Source organism: Desulfotignum balticum DSM 7044 (assembly GCF_000421285.1).
Classification (GTDB): domain Bacteria; phylum Desulfobacterota; class Desulfobacteria; order Desulfobacterales; family Desulfobacteraceae; genus Desulfotignum; species Desulfotignum balticum.
The window spans coordinates 2,484,015-2,503,576 of record NZ_ATWO01000001.1; the positions used below are offsets into that span (position 1 = coordinate 2,484,015).

General features: G+C 48.9%; 14 protein-coding genes and 1 pseudogene. 13 read left to right on the plus strand and 2 right to left on the minus strand.

The window, feature by feature from the left end:
• Nucleotides 1-24 precede the first annotated feature (24 nt).
• From K365_RS0112435 to K365_RS0112480, 9 genes are all read left to right on the plus strand, one after another.
• Nucleotides 25-3,048, plus strand: coding sequence for a hypothetical protein (locus tag K365_RS0112435; protein WP_245569169.1), 3,024 nt, complete (start codon nucleotides 25-27; stop codon nucleotides 3,046-3,048).
• The gene (locus tag K365_RS0112440) at nucleotides 3,029-4,492 is read left to right on the plus strand and encodes an ATP-binding protein (RefSeq protein ID WP_024334816.1); all 1,464 of its coding nucleotides are present in this window, start codon (nucleotides 3,029-3,031) and stop codon (nucleotides 4,490-4,492) included. The genes K365_RS0112435 and K365_RS0112440 overlap by 20 nt, the downstream gene beginning before the upstream one ends.
• Before the next feature lie 777 nt (nucleotides 4,493-5,269).
• Complete coding sequence (locus K365_RS0112450) at nucleotides 5,270-6,535, plus strand: ABC transporter substrate-binding protein (RefSeq protein ID WP_024334818.1); 1,266 nt, start codon at nucleotides 5,270-5,272, stop codon at nucleotides 6,533-6,535.
• A 76-nt stretch (nucleotides 6,536-6,611) separates the two neighbouring features.
• Nucleotides 6,612-7,472 carry a branched-chain amino acid ABC transporter permease gene (locus tag K365_RS0112455; RefSeq protein WP_024334819.1) on the plus strand — a complete coding sequence of 287 codons (861 nt, stop codon included), beginning with the start codon at nucleotides 6,612-6,614 and terminating at the stop codon, nucleotides 7,470-7,472.
• Nucleotides 7,473-7,475: 3 nt separating this feature from the next.
• On the plus strand, nucleotides 7,476-8,516 hold the full coding sequence (locus tag K365_RS0112460; protein ID WP_051147840.1) for a branched-chain amino acid ABC transporter permease: 1,041 nt from the start codon (nucleotides 7,476-7,478) through the stop codon (nucleotides 8,514-8,516).
• Nucleotide 8,517: 1 nt separating this feature from the next.
• Nucleotides 8,518-9,285 (plus strand): ABC transporter ATP-binding protein, encoded by a 768-nt coding sequence (locus K365_RS0112465; RefSeq protein WP_024334821.1) that lies wholly within the window; start codon nucleotides 8,518-8,520, stop codon nucleotides 9,283-9,285.
• The gene (locus K365_RS0112470) at nucleotides 9,260-9,976 is read left to right on the plus strand and encodes an ABC transporter ATP-binding protein (protein ID WP_024334822.1); all 717 of its coding nucleotides are present in this window, start codon (nucleotides 9,260-9,262) and stop codon (nucleotides 9,974-9,976) included. The genes K365_RS0112465 and K365_RS0112470 overlap by 26 nt, the downstream gene beginning before the upstream one ends.
• A 62-nt stretch (nucleotides 9,977-10,038) precedes the next feature.
• Entirely contained in the window at nucleotides 10,039-10,758 is a 720-nt protein-coding gene (locus tag K365_RS0112475) for an SIMPL domain-containing protein (protein WP_024334823.1), read from the plus strand.
• A gap of 17 nt (nucleotides 10,759-10,775) precedes the next feature.
• Entirely contained in the window at nucleotides 10,776-11,597 is an 822-nt protein-coding gene (locus K365_RS0112480) for a crotonase/enoyl-CoA hydratase family protein (RefSeq protein WP_024334824.1), read from the plus strand.
• A gap of 514 nt (nucleotides 11,598-12,111) precedes the next feature.
• On the opposite strand, the gene K365_RS0112485 is transcribed toward K365_RS0112480, so the two are convergent.
• Nucleotides 12,112-13,410 carry an integron integrase gene (locus tag K365_RS0112485; protein ID WP_024334825.1) on the minus strand — a complete coding sequence of 433 codons (1,299 nt, stop codon included), beginning with the start codon at nucleotides 13,408-13,410 and terminating at the stop codon, nucleotides 12,112-12,114.
• 248 nt (nucleotides 13,411-13,658) lie between these two features.
• Here K365_RS0112485 and K365_RS29410 point away from each other — a divergent pair.
• The 4 genes and pseudogenes from K365_RS29410 to K365_RS0112500 all read left to right on the plus strand — a co-directional run.
• A pseudogene (locus K365_RS29410) lies at nucleotides 13,659-13,904 on the plus strand (site-specific integrase); the annotation flags it as partial.
• Between the two features lie 57 nt (nucleotides 13,905-13,961).
• A complete protein-coding gene (locus K365_RS28755; protein ID WP_245569170.1) occupies nucleotides 13,962-14,492 on the plus strand; it encodes a tyrosine-type recombinase/integrase in 531 nt (176 codons plus the stop codon).
• Nucleotides 14,489-15,646: an IS91 family transposase gene (locus K365_RS0112495; protein WP_024334827.1), complete on the plus strand. Its 1,158-nt coding sequence runs from the start codon at nucleotides 14,489-14,491 to the stop codon at nucleotides 15,644-15,646. Before K365_RS28755 ends, K365_RS0112495 begins: the two co-directional genes overlap by 4 nt.
• 108 nt (nucleotides 15,647-15,754) lie before the next feature.
• A complete protein-coding gene (locus K365_RS0112500) occupies nucleotides 15,755-17,470 on the plus strand; it encodes an IS1634 family transposase (protein WP_024334828.1) in 1,716 nt (571 codons plus the stop codon).
• A gap of 640 nt (nucleotides 17,471-18,110) precedes the next feature.
• On the opposite strand, the gene K365_RS0112510 is transcribed toward K365_RS0112500, so the two are convergent.
• Nucleotides 18,111-19,493 carry an IS4 family transposase gene (locus K365_RS0112510; RefSeq protein WP_435050810.1) on the minus strand — a complete coding sequence of 461 codons (1,383 nt, stop codon included), beginning with the start codon at nucleotides 19,491-19,493 and terminating at the stop codon, nucleotides 18,111-18,113.
• Between the last annotated feature and the right edge of the window lie 69 nt (nucleotides 19,494-19,562).

Below are 19,562 nucleotides of genomic sequence, written 5' to 3' on the forward strand. Positions count from 1 at the left end.
GTAACTGAAATGGATTTGAACCGATTGGATGTCATATTTTTTGATTCACGGGACCATGAACTGATTCGGATTGTCAATTCCGTGTATGATGCGGATATCCGGCCGGGGTATGTCCGGAAACTCTATTACCGGTTTTTCCATCCCCTGGGCATCAAGGAACTGGCTGAATCCAAAGGGCTTCATACGGCTTATGCCATTGTCAGCCTGCTGGAATCCATGGAAAGAGGGGCCATTGAAAACCGCCTGGCAGCCCTGAGAGCCTTGAAAGCTGAAGTCCTTGACACGGCAGACGGTCCAATGCCCAAAAACACGGCCCGGGTCCTGCTGCAGATCATGAAAGAGCTGGTCCGGGCCAAAGGCAATGATGCCCGCCAGCTGGCCCTGGCCCATACCTTCCGGCTGGCTGCGTTCGGTAAACCCAGACTGGTCCGAAGACTGCTGGCCCATTACCATCTCCTGGAAATGCCGGAGGAATGGAACCAGGTCACGTTTGACGACCATGTCCACGATGCCAACACCTCGGGCCGAAAATCCCCCACCCATCTGATCATGGACGCGTGGATCAAAGGAATCCGGCGGCTGCGGGTCATCTATTACCACTATATCGAACCCAGGTTTGCCCTGGAACTCATTGAAGCGGCAAAGATCATGGAGATCGACCTGCGCATCGGCATTGAATTCAAGACCCGGTACCGGGACGGGTATGTGTCATTCATCTGGGTCTCCCGAGGGCTGACCGACGCGGAATCCTTTCTGTGCTTTCTGGCGGAACCCCACGTGGTGCAGTTCATGGCCCAGGGCAAACAGGTGCTGAAATTCCAGGAAAAACAGGTACTCAATCTGTTGCAACGCTTCAATGAGCAGCACCTCAAAGAGATGTGCCGGCACCTGGATATTGACCTGCCGCCTCTGTGCCCGGAGGATTTTTTGAATTTTGCCTTTCCCGGACAGCCTTCCGTGCCCCATCTGGCGGAATTTATCCACGCCACGGCACTGGAGGCCATGAAAAAACGAGTGGCGGAACTGCATGAGATTTTTAATCAGGCAGATGAAACCGAACGGGTCCGGATCCGCACCCTGATCGAACAGATGGATCAATTCAATGTCAAACAGATCCTGGATACCTATTTGATTCCCGGCCAGCATCCCGATATTTTTGAATCCCTTATTACCGCAAATGACCCGGATCTGCCGGACCGGTTGAAACTGACCCATATTCAGTTTCTTGAATCCATCGGCCAGCTGCTGTGTGATTTTCGCATCACCCTCAAGCTGGACAACCTGGCACCGGAAGATGTGCTTGAGATCCTGTATGAATCCAAAGGCCTGGTCACCCGGCTTGAGATCATCAATCTGAAAAATTTTGTTTCCGGAAAAACGGACCATTTGTTTGCCGTCAATGAACTGCAAAAAGCCATCAACGGCAACAGTCTTCTGAAACTGAAACGCCAAGTCCGCCAGATCATTTCCCGGGTGGAAAAAAGTGCCCCCCCGGATCACCGGGAGCAGCTGGTTAAACTGTACCCGATTTTATATGATATCGATGCACTCAAAAACATGTATGCTTCATATCCCCTTAAATCAAGGATCGGCAGTGATTCCACGGGCAAATCTCACCAGACTTACGGCATGGGATTCGGAATCATAAGCACCCTGCCTTTCCGGGCCCAAAAACAACTTCATACCCAAAAAAAAGACCGGTTGATTCTCCCGGCAAACATCAGCGTCAGCCAACAGATGACAGCCGTATCCACTGAAAAAATGCATCGATTTTTTCAGTGGATACTGGCGGTTCTCCAGTGGCTGCCCGGCCTGGATCAGATCCGGTTTGTCAAAAAAAAAGAATGGGTTTTTGAATCCTTTTCCCTGGATATGAAAAAAAAAGGCAACGTGGTCACGTTGGGAGGCATGCAGAAACAAAACACCAACGGTCTTCTGCCGGAAGAAGATCTGTCCGGCATCCGGAAAACCTCTTTGTTCAGAATATGGAAAAACCTGAACACCAAATTGAAAAACAGTTTAAAAATCACCCTGGGGTTCATCCCGGCATTTGTCTGTTTTTTTCTTACCAAGGACTGGTGGTTTCTGGCCTGGTTCGGCGCGTTTATCTGGTTTGGAATTACCGGTTTCAGGGTTGTTCTGCAATCCGTTCTCGGGGGCGGGGGGCTCAAACGCTCGTCGCTGACCAAATGGAATAATTATGTGAGCTGGGACCGGCTCACAGACGCGCTTTTCTTTACCGGCTTTTCCGTGCCCCTGCTGGACTGGCTGGTCAAAACAACGCTTCTGGACAATACGTTGGGCATCAATACCCATACCAGCCCCCTGGCCCTGTATGCGGTCATGGGGCTGGTCAACGGACTGTACCTGTCCGCCCACAACGCCTTTCGCGGCCTTCCCAAAGGCATGGTCACGGGTAACTTTTTCAGAAGCATTCTGTCCATTCCCGTGGCACTGGCATTTAACACGGCCATCGGGGGAATCTTGTTTTTTTTCAATGTACCGGGTGTGGACGCGGTGCTGCAAAAATGGGCCGCCATTATTTCCAAGGCAGCATCAGACACGGTGGCCGGAGTGATTGAAGGAGCCGTGGACCGGTTCCAGAACCTCAACTTACGAAAACGGGATGTCAAAAAGAAATTCACGGACCTGTTCGACACCTATGCCAAACTGGAAATGCTGTTTCCGGAAACCGAAGAACTTAAAATTCTGGAAAAACCCGAAGCCCTGTTCGCAAGCCGGAATGCGGAAGTCAAGGATCTGGCCGTCATGGTCATCATTCATTCCCTGGATCTGTTTTATTTCTGGATGTACCAGCCCCGGGCCCGGATGACCATACTGGACATGGTCTCCCGGCTCACCCCGGAAGAAAGGACCATCTTTTTTCAGTCCCAGCACATCCTGGTCCATGAGCAGCATATCAGCCGGCTGTTTGTGGACGGGATTTTAGGCAGACATTTTTCACGGCCTCTGTCTTTTTATCTGACCACTTATTTCAAATATCTGGCATCCATTGAAAGAGAAGCCCATGCTTTTGTTGAGCCTTAAAAACAGAATTTACATGGTCAATGCCATTCTGGTGAGCATCACTGTCATCGGCGGGCTCTTGATGATCTGGTACACCTACAAGACGGAAAAAATTTTCCAGACCATTATCGACAAAAACATTGTGGTGTACCAGTCGGCGGAAAGCCTGGCTGCCGCTTTAGTCAAACACAAGGGATTTGTATCCTACTATCTGCTGGACAAGAACCCGGCCTGGATCGACCGGCTGCATCAGATCCGGGATACGTTCACAAATCATATGGACAGCGTCAAATCTCTGGTGGAAGAAGACTGGGAAAAAGAGGCCATCGCCCAGATCGAATCCAAATATGTCGATTACATCACCACCAAAGACAGGGTCATTGACCTTTACATATCCGGAGAATTTCAGAAAGGCTATGCCATTCATGAAACCACCCGGGAAAATTTTGCCCAGATCCTGGACCTGTGTGAACAGTTCAAGACCTTTCATAAGAACAAAATTTCCGCGGCCATTGAAACCAGCCGGGAAGAATCCAACCGGTTGCGGTATATGGCGCTCATGGCCATCATCATCGTCATTATTCTCTCACTTCTGATCAATTATATCTTTGCCCGACATATTCTGGGTCCCATCCGGAAAATTGCGGAAGAAGCCTATAATCAAGGGGATTTTCCAAGGCCGGCCAATGAGGTGGCAGCCCTGGAACTGAGCGTTCACGGGCTGATCAAAAACACGGAACAGGTGCACCAGGATCTGAAAAAAAGTCAGGAAACCCTGTTGCAGTCGGAAAAAATGGCACTTTTGGGAAAACTGGCCGCCGGCACGGCCCACAGCATCCGGAATCCCCTGACATCCGTCAAGATGCGGTTGTTTTCCCTGAACCGGTCCTGCGAATTCACCGATGCCCAGCAGGAGGATTTTAATGTGATTTCAGGCGAAATTCAGCAGATCAACAAAATCGTGGACAATTTTCTGGAATTCTCCAGACCCCCCCGTCTCAAAACCCGGGACATGAGCCCGTCACTGATTGTTGACAGTGCCCTGAACCTGCTGGAGCAGCGGCTCCAATCCTATCGGGTATCGATCAAACTGGTCCGCAGTGTTCCGCTTTCTTCGACCCGCATCGATCCGGAACAGCTCAAGGAAGTGATTGTCAACATTATCATCAATGCGTGCGAAGCCATCAAACATGACGGCCGGATCATCATCAGCGAAGAGGAACGGTTTGTCCATCCCCTGGAAAAGGTGGCCATCATCCGGATCATGGATGACGGCCCGGGCATTCCCGATAACATTCAATCTGAAATATTCAACCCGTTTTTCACCACCAAGGACCACGGCACGGGCTTGGGACTGAGCATTTCCTACAACATCATTGCCGGTCACGGCGGATGGCTGGATGTCTCCAGCAAGGAAGGCCAGGGGGCCGCGTTTGTCATCACTCTGCCGATCCGGGATGCTTGAGATGTTTTGACCAATCCAGCGAGAAGGATGGCTATGCAGAGACATCCCCGAGTTGGGTTGTCTTCGGTATCATGAACGGCTCCTTGACGATGGATTGTTCGGCTTGCCCGTGAATTCAGAAGAAACCAGGGCTGAAACCGGGGTCATTTTTAATAATTTTCTGGATTTGTTCCCGTCAGTATTTTTTACATATTGTAAATAATATGTTGATCTCTTGCGGCATTAGAAAACGACATGGGCATAGCGTGCGCACCTTGATTTTGGCTATATTCACCCTGCCTTTTGTGGGGGGAAATTTTCTTCAGGGGCATAGCAACCAACGACAATCTGGCATTTGGCAAAGATGCTGGCAAATGCGTTGGTAACGTTAAAGGGTGGACAAGCTGCATCTGAAGTTGGCAAAGGAGTTGCAATGCCGCGACTATGATGCCTTGGTGGCCCACACCACGATTGTTTTCCTGCGGTATATATTTTTGGCGTATCAGCATCGGATAGAGACTGATGACAGGACATTTGGTGAATTGTTCTATGCCTGCTGTGACGAGGTCTCCGATATTTCTTTAAATCGGTAATTGATTTTCGAGTGAGTCCAAGCATTTTTCAATGATGGGTGGTTCCCTGTTAAATTTTGTTTTGTCCTGGCATGTATTTTGGATGTAAGGCAAAGGATAAGGATAGGCGTACCCACCCTGTGGTTGGATACCGTGCTTTTTTCCCTGTTTTGTGAAGGGAATCCATAACTTTTTTATAAACTTATTGATTTCAGGAGGAAGGAATATGAGACAGATCATCAAACGCATGATTATACTGTCAGCCGTGGTATTGATGGGCGGACTCATGGGATCACCGGCCATTGCCGCTGACAAGGTCATCAAAATCGGGACCTTGTTTCCCCTGACCGGATCCTGTGCCCTGGCGGGCCAGCGCTGTCAGGCTTCGGTAGCCACAGCGGTGGAACTGATCAACAACGTTCATAGCGACATCGATGTGCCCCTGGCTGACAAGGCCGGATTGCTGGACGGTTACAAGATAGAACTGGTACATGCCGATCACCAGGGCAAACCTGATGTGGGAAAATCCGAGGCAGAACGTCTGTTTAACCAGGAAAAAGTCTATGCCATCATCGGCAGCTACAACAGCGCCGTGACCAAACCGGCCAGTTTTGTAGCCGAGCGCCAGAAAAAATTCTTCATGTGCGGCTGCTCCAGCTCCGCAGCCCTGACCAAACGGGGATATAAGTACTTTTTCCGCATGGCCCCCACCGATGAAACCGAATCTATGGAATTTGTCGAGGTGATGAAATGGCTCAACGAAACCAAAGATGCCGGTCTGAAAACCGTGGGCCTGATTTATGAAAACACCGAATTCGGCAAGCATGCCGCTGATGAGGGCAAAAAAGCCGCTGCAGACCATGGATATCAGGTTGTGGCGGACGTGCCTTTTAATCCCGGTGCCACCAACCTCAACAGTGAGGTGCAGACCCTGAAGGCCAAAAATCCCGATGTGGTATTCGGTGCCTGCCTGGGCGGCGACTACACTCTGTGGGTAAAAACCATGAAACAGATGAGCTGGCTCCCCAAGGTGGCCCTGAACTACTGCACCGGATACCAGGATCCCGTTATCACTAAACAGCTGGGCAAAGATGCCAACTACTTCATGGGCGGCACCGGATACTCCCCGGAATTTGCTGAACTCATGCCTGCTGTGGCTGCAGTGGAAGAAATTTACAAGAAAAAAACCAATCCCAGCGTTCCTTTTGACAGCGACAGTATCCAGGAAGCCGTGGCCACCCTGATACTGGCCCAGGCCATTGAAAAGGCCGGCACGCTGGACTATGAAACCGTAGCAAAAACACTGCATGAAAACACCTGGGAATCTCCCCTTTCCCTGGGCGGTAAAGTGGCTTTTGCCCCGGGCGGTCAGAATATCAAGGCCATGAGCCTCATCACCCAGCTCCAGGAAGGGTCCTACAAACGGATCTATCCCCTGGATCTGGCCGACACCGACCCGGTGGTTCCCATGACCCCCTGGGCTGACAGATAAGTCCTAAACTTCAGGTTTGACCCAAGGCTGTTTCCGGATTTAGGAAACAGCCTTACTAGAATCGGGAAATGTTTTTATGACAATATTTTATCAAGTGGTCCTGGACGGGCTGATGAACGGCATGCTCTATGCACTGGTGGCCGTGGGACTGAGCCTGATCTGGGGCGTAATGGACGTGATCAACTTTGCCCATGGTGAATTTCTCATGATCGCCATGTACGTGGCCTACTGGCTGGGATTTATTTTTTATGTGGATCCTTTGATTTCCTGGATGGCATCAGGGGTGTTCGTGTTTATGGTAGCGGCCCTGACCTATCAGCTCATCATCCGGCATACCGTGGGAAAGCCTCCCCTTTCCTCACTGCTGGCCACATTTGGTCTGGCCATGATGCTGAAAAACGTCTGTCTGAACCAGTTTTCACCCAACTTCAGACTGCTCTCCGACACTGTTCTCGGGGGAAAAGTCCTGCATCTGGGCGGGGTGATCATCTCCATGCCCCAGCTGGTCACGGCCCTTTTCGCCCTGGTGGTGGTGGGATTGACATATGTACTCATCCACCGCACCCGCCTGGGGTGGGCTATCCAGGCCACGGCCATGGACAAGGAAGCAGCGGAACTCATGGGCATCAACACCGAGAGGATTTATCTTCTGGTCTTTGGTCTGGGCGGGGCCTGTGTGGGTATCGCCGGAGGACTGATGCCTTCCTATCTGGCCGTGCATCCCGAAGTGGGCACACTGTTCGGGCTCATCGCTTTCGTGATTGTGGCCATGGGCGGATTCGGCAGCATTTTCGGCGCACTTCTTGCGGCCCTGCTGATCGGTCTTGTGGAAGCACTCAGTGGTTTTTACATTGCCCCTGTGTTTAAATACGTGGCGGTCTTCGGCCTGTACCTGGTGGTCGTCATGATCCGGCCCCGGGGCTTTTTTGGATGGTAACCCATGGATAATAACAAACTGAATATAAAACGATTTGAACAAAAAGACATCATCTGGATTTTGCTGGTCCTGGGCTTTGCCCTGCTTCCGGTGGTGCCCGGGATGTTTGACAGTTCATTCACTCAGCACGTGTTCATTCTGATTCTGCTGTTCGCCTGCATGTCCCAGGCCTGGAACATCATCGGCGGCTATTGCGGGCAGGTCTCCTTCGGCCATTCGGTCTTCTTCGGCATCGGGGCCTATGGTGCGGGCATGGCCGTGGTCACCTACGGCATCTCCCCCTGGCCCGGAGTGCTGGTCGGGGCTGTGCTGGCGGCCTTGACCGCCGTTGTCATCAGCTGGCCCGTGTTCAAGCTTTCCGGCCATTACTTTGCCATTGCCACCTTTGCCATGGTGGAGATATTCAACCGGCTTTTCATGGTGTGGTACTGGGTAGGCGGGGCTTTGGGCCTGGACTATCCTTTTGTGGACGAAGGGATAAAGAATTTCATCTGGTTTGACAGCAAACTGCCTTATTATTACGGGGCACTGGGCCTCTTTGTGCTGATTTTCGGAGCCGTACGCTGGATGGAGCGTCACCGCATCGGATACTATTTAAAAGCCGTGCGGGAAGGACAGGAGACCGCTGAATCACTGGGTGTGAACTCCACCCTGGTCAAGCTCTTGGCCATGGGGGCTTCAGCTTTTCTGGCGGCCTTATGCGGCGGGTTTTTCGTGCAGTACAACTTCCGGGTGGACCCGCCCATGGTTATGTCTCTGGACATGTCCATGAAATTTGTTCTCATCACCATTCTGGGCGGCTCCGGCACCTTTTTCGGTCCTTTGCTGGGCGCGGCAGTTCTCATCCCTCTTCAGGAATACAGCCGGGCCTACCTGGGGAGCCTGGGCAGCGGCGTGGATCTGATCATCTTCGGCCTGCTCATTGTGCTGGTGGTGGTGAAACAACCCAGCGGCATCATGGGAATTCTCTCGGGAATTGCCAAGAGACGCAGCCGCCGGGCCGGCCTTACCGAAGCACCTATTGAAGAAAAGGAGGAAAATTGACATGGCATTGCTTTCGGTAAAACAGGTCACCATGGCCTTTGGATCGCTCATTGCCAACAAGGACGTCTCCTTTGACGTGGAACAGGGCAGCATCGTGGGCCTGCTGGGTCCCAACGGTGCCGGCAAAACAACGTTGTTCAACTGCATCTCCGGGTACTACCGTCCCACGGCCGGGCGCATTCTTCTGGACGGCAAAGACATCACCCGGGCTCCGGCCTACAAGGTGGCCCGTATGGGTGCAGTGCGCACTTTTCAGGTGGTGCAGCCCCTAAAAGAGCTTTCCGTGCTGGAAAACGTTCTCATCGGCGCTTTTTTAAAAGAAAAATCCACTGCATCGGCCATGAATATGGCCCTGGAATGCATTGAACAGTGCCACCTGTCCCAATATACGCATTCCCCGGCCGGTGAGCTTCCCATCGGCCTGAAAAAACGACTGGAAATGGCACGAACCCTGGCCACACGCCCCCGACTGCTTATGTTGGATGAAGCCATGGCCGGACTCACCGCCACCGAAATCAACACGGCTGTAGAACTCATTCAGCAGATCCGAAAAAACGGCGTAACGCTTCTGGTGGTGGAGCACATCATGGAGGCCATCATGCCCATTGCCGACAAAGTGGTGGTGCTGGACGGGGGAGAGAAAATTGCCGAAGGTCCACCGGGGGAAATAATTGAGGACAAACAGGTGATCAAAGCATACTTTGGTGAAAAATACAGTAAGCGCATGAAACAGGAGAAACAAAATGACACCTCCCCTGCTCACGGTTGATAATATCTGCTGCGGTTATGACGGCGTTCCTGTGATCCATGGCGTTTCCATTAAGGTGTTTCCCGGGGAACTCGTGGCCATTGTGGGGACCAACGGCGCCGGGAAAACCACGCTGATGAAAACCATTGCCGGATTGATCCAGCCCACCAGCGGAAAAATTACCTTTCGAGATGAAGAAATTTCCGGCTTTGCCGGTCATAAAACCGTACAGCGGGGCATCAGCTATGTGCCCGAAGGCCGGCGGTTGTTTGGAAAACTCTCGGTGCGGGAAAACCTGGAGTTAGGAGCCTATGTGACGTCGGACAAAGGGGAAATAAACGCCCGCCTGGATGAGGTGTTTTCCCTGTTCCCCATTTTAAAATCCCGGGCCGACCAGATGACCGAAACCATGAGCGGCGGGGAGCAGCAGATGCTGGCCATTGCCCGGGGATTGATGTCCAAACCCACCTTGCTCATGCTGGATGAAATGTCGCTGGGGCTGATGCCTTCCCTGGTGGAAAAGATGATGGAGACCATCCAGACCGTGCATGAACGCGGCACCACGGTTTTGCTTGTGGAGCAGATGGTCCAGGAAGCCCTGGAGGTGGCTCACCGGGGCTATGTCATCCAGACCGGTCGCATCGTAATTTCCGGAGATGCTGGGGATCTTTTGAATTCAGATGAGGTTCGTCAGGCGTATATGGGCATGTAAGCGTTAGAACCCTTGGACGGACAGGCCACAGATGTTTATACGATGCAGAGGAAAAAAATCAAATGACCGAAAACAAAAGATATGATTCATTCATTTTAGGCGTTTGCCTTGTCATTGGTCTGGGATTGCTCGGTTTTCTTCTCGGCAATGCGCTGATCCAATTTAAACAATCGGATCGCACGGTCACGGTAAAAGGGTTGTCTGAAAGAGAATATGAAGCAGATATTGTGATCTGGCCGATCCAGTTCACGACTGTGGGCAATGAGTTGGAAGATCTGTACAGTGCCATTGACCAAAGTGCCGAACGCATTCAAACCTTTCTTCAAAATGCCGGTATCAAACAGGAGGAAATCACAGTTTCCACCCCTGCGATTGTTGACAAATCAGCGCAGCAATATGGCAACGAATCAACGCTTTTATTTCGATATACGGCATCACAGTCAGTGACCGTGTATTCAGACAATATTAAGGCCGTCAGAACGGTCATGGGAAAATTATCAGAACTGGGTAAACAGGGAATTGTTCTGACGGGTGAAAACTATGAATCCCAGACAGAATATATTTTTACACGCTTAAACGACGTAAAACCGGACATGATTGAGGAAGCCACAAAAAAAGCCCGGGAAGTGGCGGAAAAGTTTGCGTTGGATTCCAAAAGTAAACTGGGAAAAATCAAATCCGCGTCCCAGGGCCAATTTTCGATCAGCCCGAGAGATAAAAACAATCCGCATATTAAACAGATTCGGGTCGTATCAACGATTTCTTATTTTCTATCCGATTAGTCGGACAAGGAATAAACATGAATGAATATACATACTATCTGATTGAGAAAAAAGAACCGATTGCCTGGGTATACCTTAACCGGCCGGACAAAAAAAATGCCATGAACCCACCGGCATGGGAAGAAGCTTCCGCTGTTTTCGAATCCCTGGGCAATGATCCGGATATTCGGGCAATTATTGTGGCAGGGAAAGGCGCCGGATTCTGTGCGGGCATCGATTTAATGAGCATGGTGGGTGAGATTCCGGAATTGATGGACCCGGCCCAGAAAGGGGGTGTTAAATGGCAGCTGCTGCAAAAAATTTACTCCCTCCAGGAGACCATTACCTGTATTGAAAGATGCAGAAAACCGGTGATTGCTGCGGTTCACGGACAATGTATCGGTGCGGGCCTTGATATGATTACGGCCTGTGATATCCGGCTGGGCTCAAAAGACGCTGTATTTTCATTAAGAGAAGCGGCAGTGGGATTTGTGGCCGATGTCGGCGTGCTCCAGAGACTGCCCCTTATTGTGGGCCAGGGCATCACCAGGGAACTTGCCTATACGGCAAAAAATATGACTGCGGATCGTGCAAAACAGGTGCTGCTCCTGAACGAAGTGTTTGAGGACCCGGCCGCTTTGATGGCCGGTGCCGAGAAAATGGCCATGGAGATAGCAGGCTGTTCCCCCCTTGCTGTCCAGGCATCCAAAGAGGTGCTCAATCACGGTATCGCCAGGAGTGTAGATGACGGATTGAAATACGTGGCATCCATGAGCACCAACATTATCCCGTCCGATGACCTGTTTGAAGCGGTAGCGGCATTCACGGAAAAAAGAAAACCCAGGTTCACGGGAAAATGATCCATGGCATGATCAAGTCCGCGTCTCAAGGCCAATTTTCAATTAGTCCGAGAGATAAAAACAATCCACATATTAAACAGATTCGGGTTGTATCAACGATTTCTTATTTTCTATCTGATTAGTCGGACATCGTTCCCATACCATTTGCCGAAAATGGCAGCGTTGCCAAATTCGGCAAATGCCGATTTATCCCGGAGCTTCAGTGCCGGTCTTATAAACGTACCCGACCTTGCCGGTTATCGAAATCAGCCTGTCTATAAATGTGAAAAAGTTATAACTTTGCTTTAACGGCGACGATCGGGTGACACCGCTGGTGTAAAAAATCATGACGTAACAGACAGCACAAAGGGTTGAGAACCGGCAAAAAAAGTCATGCAGTTCAGGGATTTTCCCCTATTGCATTTTTGAATTCTCTTTACTATAAAAGGATACAGTTTTGTTTCCCCATCGGTTTCAATCCCTGTAACCGACAGATCGGAGCTATGCCCCCGCAGGCAGCCGCCCCCTGCCCAGCCTACAGATCCAGCGGACTTCTGGCCTCTTTCACGGTTTTGGATGCAATGGTGTGGGTATAGATCATGGTGGTTCTGACACTGCTGTGCCCCAGCAGTTCCTGAATGGTGCGGATGTCCTGGTTGGCAGCCAGCAGGTGGCTGGCAAAACTGTGGCGAAAGGTGTGGGCGGATGCTCGTTTCAGGATTTTCGATGTCCTGACGGCCCGCTTGATCGCTTTCTGCACATGGGTTTCATGCAGATGGTACCGCCGAAATTCCCCCGTGTCCGGCAAAAGGGTCAGCTCTTTGGCCGGAAAAAACCACTGCCAGACCAGCTCCTTTGGCGCGTTCGGGTATTTGCTCTCCAGCCGGTCCGGCATGAACACCCCGGCATACCCTTTTTTGAGATCCTGCTCATGCAGATTGATGACCCGGTCAATCTGGCGCTGCAGGTCATCCATGAGCACCCTGGGCAAAGGCACGGTCCGGTCTTTTTTGCCTTTGCCGTCATGCACGGTCAACACCTGATGGTCAAAATTAAAACAATGAATCCGCAGCTTCATGCATTCAGACAACCGCAGCCCGCACCCGTACAGCAGTTTTACCACCAGATCATACGGGTCTTTCATTTTGGCAATCACCCGGTCAATCTCCTGCCTGGACAGCACCACCGGGATATTGGGTTTACGCTCTGCCCGGACCACCCCCTCAATTTTGCCGAACTCCTTTTTCAGCACATGCCTGAAAAAAAACAGCAGCGCATTAAACGCCTGGTTCTGGGAAGAGGCAGACACCTTTTTTTTGACCGCCAGAAATGTCAAAAATTCTTTGACATCGTCCGTGTTCAAAGTGTCAGGCGGTTTTTCTTTGACATAATACCGGAATTTCTGTGCCCACAACGAATAGGCTTTCCAGGTTTTCTTTGAATAATGGCGCACGCTGATTTCGTTTTTCAAAGATTCCATCGCGCCGGACCAGGGATTGACCGGCTGTTCCGCATCAAATGACCGGCCGTCCTCCGCAACACTGCTTAGTGCAACATCCGCCTGCGGCTCATTTCCCTGGTGAAGGCCGCTATAATATATCTGAACCGCTTTTTGGGCTTGCGCCCGCTGATCAGCCGGCTGGTTCTTTTCCTGTAATTTGTCCAGGAACAATAACAGACTGTTTTCATCAGCATAAGGGTGCTGATATTTTTGACAGAAATCCAGATAGTACCGGAGCCATTTTCGGAAATTTTTATAAAATTCCGGCGTCACATCACTGTTTGCCAACAGCAGGCTGTATTTTTTCTGAAGTGCCTCAGGTATTTTAATCATGATATCAAAACCAAATAACAGACAAAAATAATTTATTATCCAGTTAGATTATTTGTACTTGACTTCAATATGATTGTCAAATAATAACTATTATGTGCTGATACACAGAACAACACATTAATTTGTTGAACAAAACCGCTTCGCGGAGGAAGACAAGCCATAGTCTAACCGTATAATTACCCTTTATATTTAATTCCGATTATTCCATCATCTCCTGAATATTAACCCCTAATTTTCAGGAGACAAAAATGACGGAACTCAGACGTAAATTTGAAAATCATCTTATTCTACGGAGGTATTCCCCCAAAACAAGCACCGCTTATATCAATGCCGTAAAATCACTTGCCGAATATTATCGGCGATCCCCTGACCGGCTATCCGATGATCAGGTTCAGGATTATCTGCTGTATCTGCTCAAAGAAAAACGTTTGTCCTGGAATACATGCAATGTCCACTTTTCAGGGATCAAATACTTTTATACAAGTATTTTGCAAAGGGACATTAATCTATCCTTACCGCCCCGGCCAAGGATAAAAAAGATCTGCCTTGCCTTGAGCAAAGAAGAAGTAAGAAAACTGATATTTTCCTGCACCAATCTCAAACACCGGGCACTATTATTAACGGTTTACAGTGCAGGACTTCGGGTCAGTGAAGTTGTCAAGCTTGAACCTTCTCACATAGAAAGATCCCGCAAAATGCTTCGGGCTGAACAGGGCAAAGGCAAAAAGGACCGATACACGCTTCTTTCAAATCAGCTTTTGAATACCCTGGAAGAATACTGGCGGGAATACCGGCCGGATAAATATCTTTTTTTCGGTAAAACAAAATCAAGGCCCATGCCCATTGAGACAGCACAACAAATTTACTACAATGCCAAAAAGAAGGCCGGGATCAAAAGGGGCAAAGGCATCCATACATTAAGGCATTGCTTTGCCACGCATCTTCTGGAACACGGGACGAGTACCATTGAAATCAAACGCCTGATGGGTCATAGCTCCATAAGAACAACCGCCAAATATCTTCACGTCACCAATGAAACCATATCAAAAATAATCAGCCCGTTAGATATGGTGATCCAGTGAAGGTCGACCGCTGCCCTGAGAGCAGCAGACCCAAATATGACATTGCAGAAATTTTCAGACATTCAGGAGAGCACTTTTTGAACACTCACAGTGCATCCCACGGTCAGGTAAAAGTCTTGAACCAAATCGTTGCCTGCCGGACAAAAGCACTGGGAGGGCATATCGATTTCTGCACCCATTGCGACCACCAGCAGAACGCCTACAACTCATGCAGGAATCGGCATTGTCCCAAGTGCCAGACCATCACCAAGGAAAAGTGGCTCATCAACCGCCAGTCCGAGGTGCTGCCTGCCACCTACTATCACCTGGTTTTTACGCTGCCTCATGACCTGAACCCGGTCATCCTCTGCAATATGAGATCTTTGCTGAACCTGCTGTTTTCTTCGGTCAGTCAGGTGATCAAAATATTCACCAGTGATCCCCAGTGGAGGCTTCAGGGCCAGGCCGGGTTCATAGGTGTGCTTCATACCTGGTCCCAAACCATGCTGGATCATTTTCATCTGCACTGCCTTGTGCCCGGAGGGGTGCTGTCAGAAGGAAAAAAAACCTGGACCCCGTCCAAGAAAAACTTCCTTTTCAGGACACAGTCGATGGTCAAGGCGTTCAAAGGCATTTACATTAAAGGCCTCAGACAATTATATAATGAGGGTGTTCTCAAGTTCCCCGGCAAGACGGAAATACATGGGACACCCACCGGATTCAAGCGTCTGATAAAGACCATTGGCAAAAAGAAGTGGTCCGGCCATGCAAAATCGCCCTGCTCCGGGCCTGAAAAAGTCCTTGAGTATCTCGGGCGGTACACGCACAAAGTGGCCATCTCAAATTACCACATCAAATCTTTTGAAAATGGAAAAGTTGTTTTTACCTGGAAAGACCGGACACAAAATAACGCCATCAAAGAAATGAAGATTGATGCAACGGAATTCATCCGAAGGTTCCTGCTCCATGTATTACCCAGAGGGTTTAAGAAAATCCGGCACTTTGGATTTCTGTCTCCTCGATACAAAAAAAACAACATCAAACTCATCCGGGAGCTGGTACAGGATAATAGTCAGGAATTTACCCAACCTGATATCGAATCCCTGGAAACTATGATGCAAAGACTTACGGGCATTAATATCCTGAAAATCGTACAAAGCGCACACCTTAAATAGAAAACACAACGCCAAACGTTCTAATTATTTGAAAATCCATGCTTTTCCTTTGACTTTTTAACGTGTTTGTATTATATTTATACGAACACTTTAAAAGGGGGTTTTTGCATGGCTAAACCAATAACAGGAAAAACTCACATCGGTGAACGGCGTGAAAAGCGTCCGAATGGTGATATTTACGTCTATGAACGGGTTACAGCCTACGACGAAAAAACCAGAAAGACCTATACGGTCAGTCAGAAACTCAAAGGGAAAATCAAGGCTGGAACACAAAAAATTTTGCCGACTCGTCCGAAAAAACATAAAGGCGAAGGAGGCCTTGTCGATGCAACACGTCGGCATACCGGCCTCACGGACATACTGGAATGGGTTGGCAAGGTTTCCGGCATTGATAATGATGTATGTGCTTCATTCAGCGAGGGTGATGCGGCAAAGATACTTTCTATCGCGCGCTACTGGATTGGTTCCGGTGGCAACACGCTGCCACGTCTTGAGAGTTGGCAGGTGATGCACCCCCTTCCATATCGCGAAGCGATCACTGAGGACGTCTATGGTAGCCTGTTTAAGGATATTGGTCGCAATGAGGAAGGCGTTCAGCGCTATTTTTCAGCTCGGGCGGCACACCTGGGGAAGTCTCCTATGCTGGCGTTTGACTCTACCACTATTTCGACCTATTCTGAAAATCAGTCGGAGGCACGACAGGGATTCAACAAGGATGGCGACGGACTCAACACCATCAAGCTTTTGACCTTATATTCCGTCAAGGCTGGCGAACCGATAGCCTTCTCTAAGCAACCCGGTAATATTCCGGATGTGATCTCCATTGAAAACACTTTGACACAACTCAAGTGTCTCAATCTGGAAAAACCTCTGATCGTCACCGATAACGGCTACTACAGCCAGAAAAACATGATGGAATTCGCCTTGCGCAATGTGAAATTTCTGACGCTGGTTGATCCGAATATTATATGGGTCCGCGAGACAATTGATACGCTCCGTGCAACAATAGCGGGTATGGCCAGCACTTGTCCTTTCGACCCGTCAATCTGCGGAGCAACTTCGCTCAGAATGCACCAGTTCAGCCGGACACGCCAGCGATCACGCAACAGGAAAGTTGCAGGTGAGAAAGAAACGTTCTCGCGCCGCCTGTATGTGCATGTTTACTATTCTCCGGACAACGAAGCCAAGAAAGAACTCGCCTTCCGTAAGGATCTGCTTGAACTGAAGGCGCAAATACAAGGAGGAGAAACCGAGTTCACGCCATCTGCGCAAAAGAAAATAGACAAGTACCTGACCTGTTCCAAAAAGGGGCGTGGGGGGCAGCTTAAGGTGGGCTTCAATGATAAAGCCATTACCGAAGCAAAGAGGTACTTCGGTTATTTCGCTCTGGTCAGCAATCAGACTATGGACACATTTACGGCACTTGAAAACTATCGGCTGCGAGAAAAAATTGAAGAACTCTTTGCCGTGCAAAAAGGGAGACTCGACGGTGCGCGACCGCGCACATGGTACCCGGACAATCTGCGCGGAAGACAATTCACACAATTTATCTCGCTGGGCTATCATTGTTTCCTGATGAAAAAAATAAAGGAAGTACAGGCCAAGTTCGGGAAAAATGAATCCGGAAAAACCAAATCACTTATCAAGCTCGAAAAAAAATTGGGAAACTGGCTTGCACAACGCTCTCTCGCTCAAATCCTGGATTGGTTCGATTGCATTGAAACCACAAAGGTACAGACTGCCATGGGCAGCTATCGATGGTCCACCGAATCAGTGGCCAGAGACAGACTGTTCTTGAAGTACTTGGGAGTGGTTACCGAATAGTGTACGCTTTAGCCGACTTTCAGGTTAATATCAAAGCGTGCCCTAAATGCGGCAAAGGACGTCTGGCCAGACTGTTTAAGCTGCTGCCGGAATATGGGAACTATATTCTTCCGCCGAAAAAGAAGGCTGCCTGGAACACCTCGTAAAGATGCCCCTGATATGAAACAAGTTGTGGCAAAGATAATGGCATCAGGCCATACCAGAGGGGTGTGCCATGAATCAGGCAGCTGTTTTACCGGACCTCCCTGTTTATGCGGAACAAGCGGCATGGGGTCCATAAAAAACAAGATTTTGACTGTTTTATCAAAAAAAACGGACAATTTCTCCTTGCGTAGTCGTAAGACAATCGATATAAAACCCATAGCTCAAATTAATGTTTTGGCAATTGATCCGCGGCATTGTTCAACAACATTTTATCAATAATCCCGCTCGCCGGATTGACCCGTTCGGAACCAACGACAGTATATCAAAATTAACAGTCCCGGTATCTTTTTGGGCGGGACTACTGATAAAACGCTTTTAGTTAGAAAATGCATCCCAGGAAAAAGCATTGACAATAATTTTTTATTCCTCTTTGATCTAATTTCAATTTAGAAAGGGAGGAAATAAAATGTATCATCCAAGATTTTATGGTAATCACTCAACTTTCGGTGGAGTAATTCCACACCTCCGATAAATGTTTCGATCTGTCAGTGAATCCAAAATGGTCAAGAGCTTGCCCCATCACTAGGTCGAGCATGTCTTGTATTATTTGTTCCGTTAATCCATAGAAGCGCTGTATGTATGCCATAGCCATCCGCATAATTCTTTCCAAAGAAACCATAAAAGTCAAATTGGCCATCTCTTCATTGCAGGCTCGGAAGAGCTCTCCAAACGATCGCTGATCCATGCGTTGCCGCTGATAAAGGCTGAGTATGTTATACCTGGCAATAACCAGAGATGTATGTGCGATTAACCCATCATAATTTCTGACCTGTATTTCTTTCACCAGTTTCAAATGCTGTTTGCACATTTTGAAAAAGACTTCGATGTCCCAACGTTTGCCGTACAGCCGAATTATCTCTTCATTGGGGAGGGACAGATCCGTCGACAATAATGCAAGCCAGCCCCTTTTTTTATCACAAGGAACAAAAACAACCTTTGCCTGTTTGCCATTGGAAAGCGTCACAATAGCCTGAGCTTTGACTTTTGCACGGCCCCGCTTTTTCTTCAATTTTTTGTACAGGTCAGACAGCCTGAGTTTCCTGCCCTGGTATTGGTAGAACCATTTTGGATGGTCTTTCAGCATACAGATAACGTGGATATGCTCACGAAGTGCTGCTATGGCAGAAGGCATTGAGAACCAACTATCCATCAGGACGTATTTGGCCCGAACACCATTATCAAGGGCTCTTTTGATCATCGGCACAAGATGCTCTGTTGTTTTTGTAATCGCTTCCAGGCGGCGGTGATACCCACAAGTTCTTTTATCGATATCAGGATTGATCTCATTGTATCGATTCTTCTTATCCGCTGAGGACAACAGGGCAAAGTCAAGACCGAGAAAACTGTTACCGTCAGACCAACCAAGTGTCAGCATCCGGAATCCTTTTATGTATTTCATGTCTGAATGATCAAATACCCGGGATAAAAGCTCTACTTTCTTGGAACGATTCCGATTATAGGTTGAGTCATCGAAAATAAGAACTTCCTCGGAGGCATCATCAAGGAGGTGCCTGATGGTGAAATAAATCCGGCGGAAAAGCAGGAGGGTAAACCGCCGCCAGTTGTATGTCGGTGAATTCAAAAAATTGTAGGCAGCATCCTTATCCACGATAACCTCTTTGTTTCTTACAATGCCTTGGTACAAATTTGTACTGCAAAAAGCCAGATTGAACAAGGCTGTGAAAATGGCAAGCGGAGATGCCCCTTTACTCTTCGTTATTCCCGACCTGTTCAAAAGAGTCCCAATTTTAAAAATTGAGAAGTATTCATTGAGGGCACCTATCTTTTTTAAATTTTGGGTTTGATTTTGTGTGTCGATGCAGTTAAAATTCATTTTAGCGAATTCCCTTTGTATGTGTGTTAGTTTATGGGTAAACAAAACATATCA

What these genes read in the sequence shown, in the direction of transcription:
- K365_RS0112440 (WP_024334816.1), top strand. Translation starts at nt 3,029, where the DNA reads ATGCTTTTGTTGAGCCTTAAAAACAGAATTTACATGGTCAATGCCATT.
- K365_RS0112450 (WP_024334818.1), top strand. Translation starts at nt 5,270, where the DNA reads ATGAGACAGATCATCAAACGCATGATTATACTGTCAGCCGTGGTATTG.
- K365_RS0112455 (WP_024334819.1), top strand. Translation starts at nt 6,612, where the DNA reads ATGACAATATTTTATCAAGTGGTCCTGGACGGGCTGATGAACGGCATG.
- K365_RS0112460 (WP_051147840.1), top strand. Translation starts at nt 7,476, where the DNA reads ATGGATAATAACAAACTGAATATAAAACGATTTGAACAAAAAGACATC.
- K365_RS0112465 (WP_024334821.1), top strand. Translation starts at nt 8,518, where the DNA reads ATGGCATTGCTTTCGGTAAAACAGGTCACCATGGCCTTTGGATCGCTC.
- K365_RS0112470 (WP_024334822.1), top strand. Translation starts at nt 9,260, where the DNA reads ATGACACCTCCCCTGCTCACGGTTGATAATATCTGCTGCGGTTATGAC.
- K365_RS0112475 (WP_024334823.1), top strand. Translation starts at nt 10,039, where the DNA reads ATGACCGAAAACAAAAGATATGATTCATTCATTTTAGGCGTTTGCCTT.
- K365_RS0112480 (WP_024334824.1), top strand. Translation starts at nt 10,776, where the DNA reads ATGAATGAATATACATACTATCTGATTGAGAAAAAAGAACCGATTGCC.
- K365_RS0112485 (WP_024334825.1), bottom strand. Translation starts at nt 13,410, where the DNA reads ATGATTAAAATACCTGAGGCACTTCAGAAAAAATACAGCCTGCTGTTG.
- K365_RS0112500 (WP_024334828.1), top strand. Translation starts at nt 15,755, where the DNA reads ATGGCTAAACCAATAACAGGAAAAACTCACATCGGTGAACGGCGTGAA.